The organism is Sphingopyxis sp., assembly GCF_035565275.1.
GTDB lineage: Bacteria > Pseudomonadota > Alphaproteobacteria > Sphingomonadales > Sphingomonadaceae > Sphingopyxis.
In genome coordinates this window covers 1-7,905 of the sequence record NZ_DATMST010000160.1, presented here as the reverse complement: position 1 = coordinate 7,905, position 7,905 = coordinate 1, and the positions used below count along the sequence as shown (strand labels likewise).

Here is a 7,905-nt window from a genome sequence, read left to right as displayed (position 1 = left end):
CGTGGCACTGCCAAGCCTGTGGCTGTACGACACACTGGACGCCAACTGATCCCAATTACCAGCGCATGGGAGTCAATCTCAGGATGTTCGAACCCGATTTGTGGCGCGATTTGCCGCGTCGTCTTGTTGATGGCGCGTCTTACTGAAAGGGTTTGACCCTGGCCGGTTGGAGACTGTCGCCTTTCAAGGCAGCAGATCGAATATGCAAACCGTCGGCCCCAATTCATCGGATATTTCCGATAGGAATTGACGAGCGCTAACACATCGGATAATTCCGATGCATGAACATCAATTCCGCGCTTCCTGCCCTCGCCGCCCTCGCCCATCCGACGCGTCTTGAAGCCTTCCGCTTGCTTATTCGGCATGAGCCCGAAGGACTGTCGACCGGCGAGCTTGTTGACGCATCGGGCCTCACCCAAAGTACCTTCTCGACCCATCTTGCTGTGCTGGCCAAAGCCGGTCTCGTAAAATCAGAGAAGCTCGGCCGGCAGCAGATACAGCGAGCCGATATCGACACGCTCCGGGAGCTGATGCTCTTCCTCGCTAAGGACTGTTGCCAAGGCCGCCCCGAGCTATGCGAGCCGCTGCTCGCCGAACTCACCTGCTGCTGAAGGAATCAGCCCCGTGACCGACATCATCATCTACCACAATCCCGAATGCGGCACCTCGCGCAACACGCTCGCTCTGATCCGAAATGCCGGGGTCGAGCCGCATGTCGTCGAATATCTGAAAACGCCGCCAGCTCGTGCTCTGCTCAAACAGCTGATCGACCGAGCAGGTATCACGCCCCGCGACTTACTCCGCGAAAAAGGTACACCCTATGCGGAACTTGGCCTCGGCGACGAGAAACTCGCCGATAGTGCCCTAATAGACGCGATGATGACGCACCCCGTCCTCATCGACCGCCCCCTCGTCGTGTCGCCGCTCGGGGTCAGGCTCTGCCGGCCGTCCGAGGCCGTGCTCGATATCCTGCCTGAGCAGCAGCTTGGTGTCTTCGCCAAGGAAGATGGCGAACAGGTCATCGATGCCAACGGCAATCGCGTTCGGGCCTGAGGACAGCGTCATGACTGTCGCAAATCGCGATCGCCTGTCATTCCTCGATCGCTATCTGACGCTCTGGATATTCCTTGCGATGGCGGTCGGCGTCCTCCTGGGATCGCTGTTCAAGGAAATCCCCGCTGCGATCGATGCGATGTCGATCGGCATGACGAACATCCCGATCGCGATCGGCCTCATCCTGATGATGTATCCGCCGCTCGCGCGCGTGCGCTATAACGAACTGCCACGTGTGTTCGAGGACAAGCGTGTTCTGGCGATCTCGCTGATCCAGAACTGGATCATCGGGCCGGTGCTGATGTTCGCGCTCGCGGTCATCTTCCTCGCGGACAAGCCCGAATATATGACGGGCTTGATCCTGATCGGGCTCGCCCGCTGCATCGCGATGGTGATCGTGTGGAACCAGCTGGCCAAGGGCGACAATCAATATGTCGCGGCGCTCGTCGCCTTCAACTCGATCTTCCAGATTCTCTTCTTCAGCATCTATGCCTGGTTCTTCCTCACCGTCCTCCCGCCGCTGTTTGGTCTCGAAGGCAGCGTCATCGACGTGAGCTTCTGGACGATCGCCGAAGCGGTGCTCATCTATCTCGGTATCCCGTTCCTCACAGGATATCTCACGCGTCGCTTCCTCGCGAAGGCAAAGGGTGACGAGTGGTATGAGACGAGCTTCCTGCCCAAAATCGGCCCGATCACGCTCGTCGCGCTGCTGTTCACGATCGTCGCGATGTTCAGCCTCAAGGGCGGCGAGATCGTCACCATTCCCGGCAATGTCGTCCGGATCGCAATCCCGCTCACCATTTATTTCGTCGTCCAGTTCCTTATCAGCTTTTGGATAGGAAAACTCATCGAGGCCGACTATCCGCGTACGACCGCGGTCGCTTTCACCGCCGCGGGGAATAACTTCGAGCTAGCAATAGCGGTCGCGATCGCCGCCTTCGGGCTCGCCTCGCCCGTAGCCTTTGCGACCGTAATCGGCCCGCTGGTCGAAGTGCCCGTCCTCATCCTGCTTGTCGGCGTCGCCTTCCGTCTCGGACGCCGCTGGTTCCCCACTACTGTTCCTTCACAAGCCTGAGTATCATGACAGAACTGATCTATAAGCGCCTCCGCTCGCTGGCCGATCCCCACCACCTCCCCGCCCTGAGCGCAGAGTATGTCCGCACGCAGCCGGCGCTCGGCCTCGGCCCGATCGATCCCGCGCCACGCATCCTGCTGCTCTACGGATCATTGCGCGAACGCTCCTATTCGCGGCTTGTCGTCGAGGAAACGGCACGCCTGCTGCAGCTCTTCGGCTGCGAAACACGCATCTTCGACCCGTCCGACCTCCCCCTGCCCGACCTGATTGCCGACGACGACCATCCTGCCGTGGAGGAACTTCGCCAACACTCGCTCTGGTCCGAAGGCCAGGTCTGGTGCAGCCCCGAACGCCACGGTCAGATCACAGGCATCATGAAGGCACAGGTCGACCATCTCCCCCTTGCCTACAAGGGGCTGCGCCCCACGCAGGGCCGCACACTCGCGGTGATGCAGGTCTCTGCAGGCTCGCAGTCCTTCAACAGCGTCAACACGCTGCGCATCCTCGGCCGCTGGATGCGGATGATCACAATCCCCAACCAGTCGAGCGTCGCCAAGGCCTATCAGGAGTTCGACGAGGTCGGCCGCATGCTGCCGTCGAGCTACTACGACCGCATCGTCGACGTCGCGGAAGAGCTCGTGCGGTTCACCGTGCTGACGCGCGGCCATGCCGACCAGCTCGTCGACCGCTATTCGGAACGCAAGGATCGGAAAGAGCCCGTCGTCACACCAGCCGAACTTGCTGGAATTCCGGGTACGCGCTGATCGGTTCTGGCCGATAGCGGTCAGTCAGCTTTCTGATAAAAGTCGAGGAAAGCATACTTCGAACCACCACGCCCACCTGGCTGACCTCAGAACCGCCAACTGAACGACGCACGCCCTCCGTGATCGGTGGTGCGGTCACCGTAGTTGCCAATGTAGCCGATACTGAAGCCAATATTGCGGTCGAGGTCGGTTTCGAGCCCGACATCAACGGAGACGCTGTTTCTGTCGATCGCGGTGCCGACAATGCTGAACGCCTGCCCGGTGGAGAAACCCAGATCAATGAGCGGCACGCGGTCTCCAAAGACATGGCGCAATGCGGCCGAGCCGGCAAAGCGAAGGGCAAAATCACCCCTCGCGAGATTTGCCCGCGTGCGTAATCCCAGCGTGCCGTAGGTCAGCCGCTCGTTGCCATTGCCCCCACGGAGCGCGGCGCTGCCGCCCTGCTCATCGACCTCGGCATCGAACAGCGTGACATGCGCCAGCCCCGCGAAGGGTTGAAGCATCATGCCGCCAATCTCGCCCTTGAGTGCGACTTCACCAAACGCTTGGAAGGTGCGCGCGGCATAGTCGCTGGAGAGCGCCTGATCGAGGGTGCCGAAGGTCACCCGCCGCGACGCGTGGACATTGTTCCAGACATAGGCACCGCCGACCTGGAATGAGGCCATGCCGTAGCTGCCGAGAATATAGCCGCCGGCATGGAAAGCGTCGATGTCATGCTCGGCGCGGGTCGTCCTGAGCGTGGTGGAATCGTAGCCGAACGCCGCTCCGACACGGATATTCTGTCCCAGCGATCCATCGAACCCGGTGAGCAGGCCCTTCAGGTCACGATCATACCCCAGGGCGTTGGCGTCCCCGTCCACGCTGCCCCAGCTTCCGAGCGCGTGGCCCCAGAGCGCCATGCCGGTGCTGCCCGCCAGCTCGCCGCGCGCCAGCATCGCATCTCGCACGAAGCGACTGTCCTCGAGCAATTGCCCGCGCACGCTGGCATGATCCGAACCCGCCAGCTGGTCGAAGGCGCCGCGCGCTTCCGGTGCAGTAAGCGCCACCACGGCGTCGTACACGTCATTGCCCATATCCAGCGCCTGGACCGCCGGAGCGACGGCACGTTGATTGCGGGTTTGGGCCACCGACCCGAAATCCACCGTATTGCGCCGCAGGTTCAGCATTACCGAATTGGCCGCATAGCTGAGCGTGGGAGTCAGAAACGCGAGGTTCGAGGTCACGGCGCCGAAGGTGCCAGTAACGCCGCCCGCCGCGGTCATGATCGTATAGCTGGTGCTGGCGGCATAGTTGCCGTCCACCGCCAGCACGGCGACGCCGACATTGGTATCGATCGTGACGGTGCCGCCCACGACGATCCTGTCGCTGGCGCCTGCCGCGTCTGCCTCGACCTCGTAGATGCTTCCCGCGGCGAAGGCGAGGTTGCCGGCCAGCTCGAGCTGACCGATTGAGTTACCCGGTGCGATCGTGCCCGCGATGTTGGCCGACCCGGCCCTGCCAGTGCCCTGCAGGCGGCCGCCCGCCGCGACGCTCAACATGCCACCCAGCGTGCCGTTCACGGCCAGCATCTGGCTCTGACCCACGTTGGTGATTCCCTGAAAAGCCGAGCCATCGCCGTCGAAGCGCATCGCGCCGCCGCCCTGCACGACCACGGTGCCACTGCCCGTGATCGCACCGGAATAAACCCCCTCGCTTGCCTGGTCGAAGACGAAGCTCGCGCCCAACGCCAGATCGACATCGCCGGTGAACAGCGTGGCGGTCGAGATCAGACTGCCAGCCCCGACTTGCCAATCGGTCGCGTTCGCACCGGTGAGCGTCAGACCACCCATTCCGGCCTTGATCGTCGCCCCCGTGCCGGTGACGGTTCCCGCGTAGGTGTCGCTGCTCGCCAGGTCGAAGACGAGGGTGCCGTTGTTGGCGATGTTGCCGCGCAGCGCGACGGTGTCGCCGACCAAGGTGCCCGCCTCGACGATCGTGCCGCCGGTGTAACTGTTGGTTCCGCTGAGGATGAGGGTGCCGAGGTCCGATTTGACAAGGGTCGCCGAGCCGGTCAGCGACGCGCCGATGTTCGCGGTGAACGCTGCGCCCGCCGCGGTGCCGTCGCCGACGCGGATCACCGCGCGCTCGCCGGCCAGCGCCAGATCGCCGCCGCCAACGGTATAGCCGTCGACCGCGAACTGGATGCCCGTTGCCGAAACCTGGCCAGCACCATTGTCGATCGTGACCGTGCCGCCGTTGCCCTGGAATACGGCGAAGGCCGGCTGCGGCGTCATCGCGCTGTTCACGCCGCCGCTGGCCGTGGTCCAGGCCGTGCCGCCGGTGGTCCAGCTTCCATTGCCGCCGTCCACCGCGCCATTATTGTGGAGCCCGGCATCGCCGCCGTCCCAGAAGGTCAGCTCCGCCCCGGTCGTATCGACCAGATCGACCCGGCCCGCACCAGCCTGGATCGACAGGCCATCTCTGGATGCGCCGGCCACCGTTCCGAGCTCGAGCCCGTTGTCCGTGAGCGTGCCGCCATAATCGAACAGGCGATAGACGCCCGCCCCGAACGCCGGGCTGGCGTTGACGTTGAGCGTGCCGTCAAGCGTGAGGTTCCCGACAACATCGAACAGCGCGACGCTCGACGATGCGCCGAGCGTCACGTCGACCTGCGATCCCGCTTCCAGCACCAGCGACCCAAGCAAAAGGGTGCTGCCCTGCACGCCAATCAGCCGCGCGCCGTCCGCGATGGTCATAGCGGCATCGATCGTGCCGCTGCCTTGGTAGCTGCCGCCGGCAATCGTCACCGCGCCGCCACCGGCGATCGTGCCGTCGAAGGCCGAACTGCTGCCCGTGGCGCCGATCGCCAGCGTGCCGCCGCCAAGCGCGATGCTGCCCGCGCCGTCGAGCGTGCCGACCGTCAGATCGAACCCGGCGAGATCAAGGCTGGCGCCGGCCGCCTGATCGAGACGCGTGACGCCGGATAGCGCCCCCGCGAGCGCGACCGTGCCGCTCTCATTGGCGAGCGTGCCGTTGAGCTGGCCGGAAAGACTTGCCATGCTGCGGTTGACGAGCCCGCCGTTCAGCGTGCCGGTCGAAGCCAAGGTGCCGGCGTTGGTCACCAGCCCGCTCACTATGCCCGCATTGACGAAGCCGGCATCGTTCCGCACCGCACCCGCAATTGAGCTGCCGAGGGTCAGCGACAGATTGCCTGCGCTGACGGTGGTGAGGCCCGCATAGCCGTTTACGCCGCCCAGGGTCAGCGTGCCCGCGCCGGTCTTGGTGAGGCCGGCGCTGCCGGCGATTGCGGAGTCGATCCTCGCTGCCGCCGCATTCACCTCGACGAGCGAGAAGCCGCCGGTCGTGGCGAGCGAGCCGCCCTGCAACGCGTAGCCGGTGGTATCGAAGCGCAGGTGCTGGAAGCTTTGCGCGCCGTCGACCGTTATCACGCCGCCCGCACCGCCCGCGAACACGCCGGCCTGCCCGGCCCAAGCATCGTTGACGCCGAAGCCGCTGGCCGCGGTCCAGTTGGTGTTGCCCGTGCCCCACACACCCGTACCGCCGTCACCATTCACGGCGTCCGACCTGCCCGTCGCGTCGCCGCCGTCCCAATATTGCACCCGCTGCGCGCCGTCATTGAACAGGATGTTGACCTGCCCGGCGATGCCGGTCTGGAGCGAGCCGGTGAGACCCGTCGGCATCGCGCCCAGTTCGAGCCCGTTGTCGGCAAGCCCGCCGGCATAATCGATCAGCCGATAATAGCCGGCTTCGAAGCCGGCCAACGCGGTCACGTTCAGCGTGCCGTCGAGCGTGAGGTCACCGCCAACGACGAGCAGATCGTTGATCCCGCCGCCGACGACGCCGCTCTGGGCGAGTTCGTAATTCAGTATCGATCCGCCGCTGAGCGCGAAATTGCCCGCAAGGGTCAGTGTACCGGCACTGTTGCCGGGGCCGACGACGCCGCCATCGGCGACGCTGACATTGCCGAAGAAGCTGCCGTTGCCGCCCAGCGTGGCGCCATTGCCGACACGCAAGTTCGCGATCCTGCCGGTTGCATCACCGAACGCGCCGTTCAGCACCAGCGCGCCAGCCTCGAGCTCAACATTTCCGGTGAAATCCTGACCCGCGCCGCTGACGCCGGTGAGCGTCATCGTCCCCGCGCCGATCTTGGTCACCAAGCCGTCGCCCGCGATCATGCCGCCATAGGTCCCGTCGAACGCCTGATCGAAAACCACGCCGCGCGCGCCGGCGCCGCGGGCGAAGGTGACGTTTCCGGCGAGGCTGTCGGTGTCGCCGTTCAGTGTCCCGCTGGCGATCGACCAGTTCTGGTTGCCGGTCCCCGTCAGCGTCCAGGTGCCCGAACCGGTTTTCTCGAAAAGGTCGAACCCGCGATACTGCTGCGCCGCGCCGATGAACGACACGTCGAAAGTCGTGCCGGTCGGCCCGCCAAGGACCAGCGCATTATTGGCTCCACCCGAAACGGCGACATCGCCGATGATCGTCGAGCCGGCGCGCAATTCGAGCCGGTTATCACTGCCGAACAGCGCGATCGCCGCCGATCGCACGGCGTTTCGGCTGTTCAGGCCGCCGGTGATCGTTCCCGAATTGACGATGGAGATATTGCCCGTCGCAGCGCCGCGAACGCCGACGCCGCCGATGCCGACCACATTGTCCCCGAAAGGGGTCGCGCCGGCTGCGCCGCCTTCGATCGTGCCCGCATTGGTCAGATCACCCCCCTGCCCGTCGAGAAACAGCACCGCCGCGCCGCCATCGCCGGCCCGCATGAAGGAGCCCGCATTCCGTAGGGTCCCGCCCGCGCCGCCGAGGATAGTGCCCGCCGCGCTGTTGTCGACGCTGCCGCCCCATGCCGCAACACCGATACCGCCCCGGCCGCCCAGCGACGTCCCATTGCCTCCAGCGCCGCCGGCAATCACGGCCTGATTGCCGATCGTCCCGAGATTGCTGAGGACACCGTCCCCGGCATCGCCCCCGGTGCTCGCCGCGAGGAGACCGCCACCGCCGTCCCCGCCGCGT

General features: G+C 64.9%; 5 protein-coding genes. 4 read left to right on the top strand and 1 reads right to left on the bottom strand.

Features of this window, described 5'->3' with window-relative positions; all coding sequences use genetic code 11:
- The first annotated feature begins 281 nt into the window (after window positions 1-281).
- From VN047_RS10995 to arsH, 4 genes are read left to right on the top strand one after another with little or no spacing between them, the layout of a single operon-like run.
- A complete protein-coding gene (locus VN047_RS10995; protein WP_325542596.1) occupies window positions 282-611 on the top strand; it encodes a metalloregulator ArsR/SmtB family transcription factor in 330 nt (109 codons plus the stop codon).
- Window positions 612-624: 13 nt separating this feature from the next.
- On the top strand, window positions 625-1,053 hold the full coding sequence (arsC, locus tag VN047_RS10990; RefSeq protein WP_325542595.1) for an arsenate reductase (glutaredoxin): 429 nt from the start codon (window positions 625-627) through the stop codon (window positions 1,051-1,053).
- A gap of 10 nt (window positions 1,054-1,063) precedes the next feature.
- Window positions 1,064-2,128, top strand: coding sequence for an ACR3 family arsenite efflux transporter (gene arsB, locus VN047_RS10985; protein ID WP_325542593.1), 1,065 nt, complete (start codon window positions 1,064-1,066; stop codon window positions 2,126-2,128).
- A 5-nt stretch (window positions 2,129-2,133) separates the two neighbouring features.
- Window positions 2,134-2,892, top strand: a complete 759-nt coding sequence (gene arsH / locus VN047_RS10980; RefSeq protein ID WP_325542591.1) for an arsenical resistance protein ArsH — start codon at window positions 2,134-2,136, stop codon at window positions 2,890-2,892.
- An 86-nt stretch (window positions 2,893-2,978) separates the two neighbouring features.
- Here arsH and VN047_RS10975 read toward each other — a convergent pair.
- Window positions 2,979-7,905: autotransporter domain-containing protein (locus VN047_RS10975; protein ID WP_325542589.1), on the bottom strand; the 4,927-nt coding region annotated here is incomplete at its 5' end.

Bases quoted from the DNA above. Each gene is read 5' to 3' on its own strand.
- VN047_RS10995 (WP_325542596.1), top strand. From the start codon at position 282: ATGAACATCAATTCCGCGCTTCCTGCCCTCGCCGCCCTCGCCCATCCG.
- arsB (WP_325542593.1), top strand. From the start codon at position 1,064: ATGACTGTCGCAAATCGCGATCGCCTGTCATTCCTCGATCGCTATCTG.
- arsH (WP_325542591.1), top strand. From the start codon at position 2,134: ATGACAGAACTGATCTATAAGCGCCTCCGCTCGCTGGCCGATCCCCAC.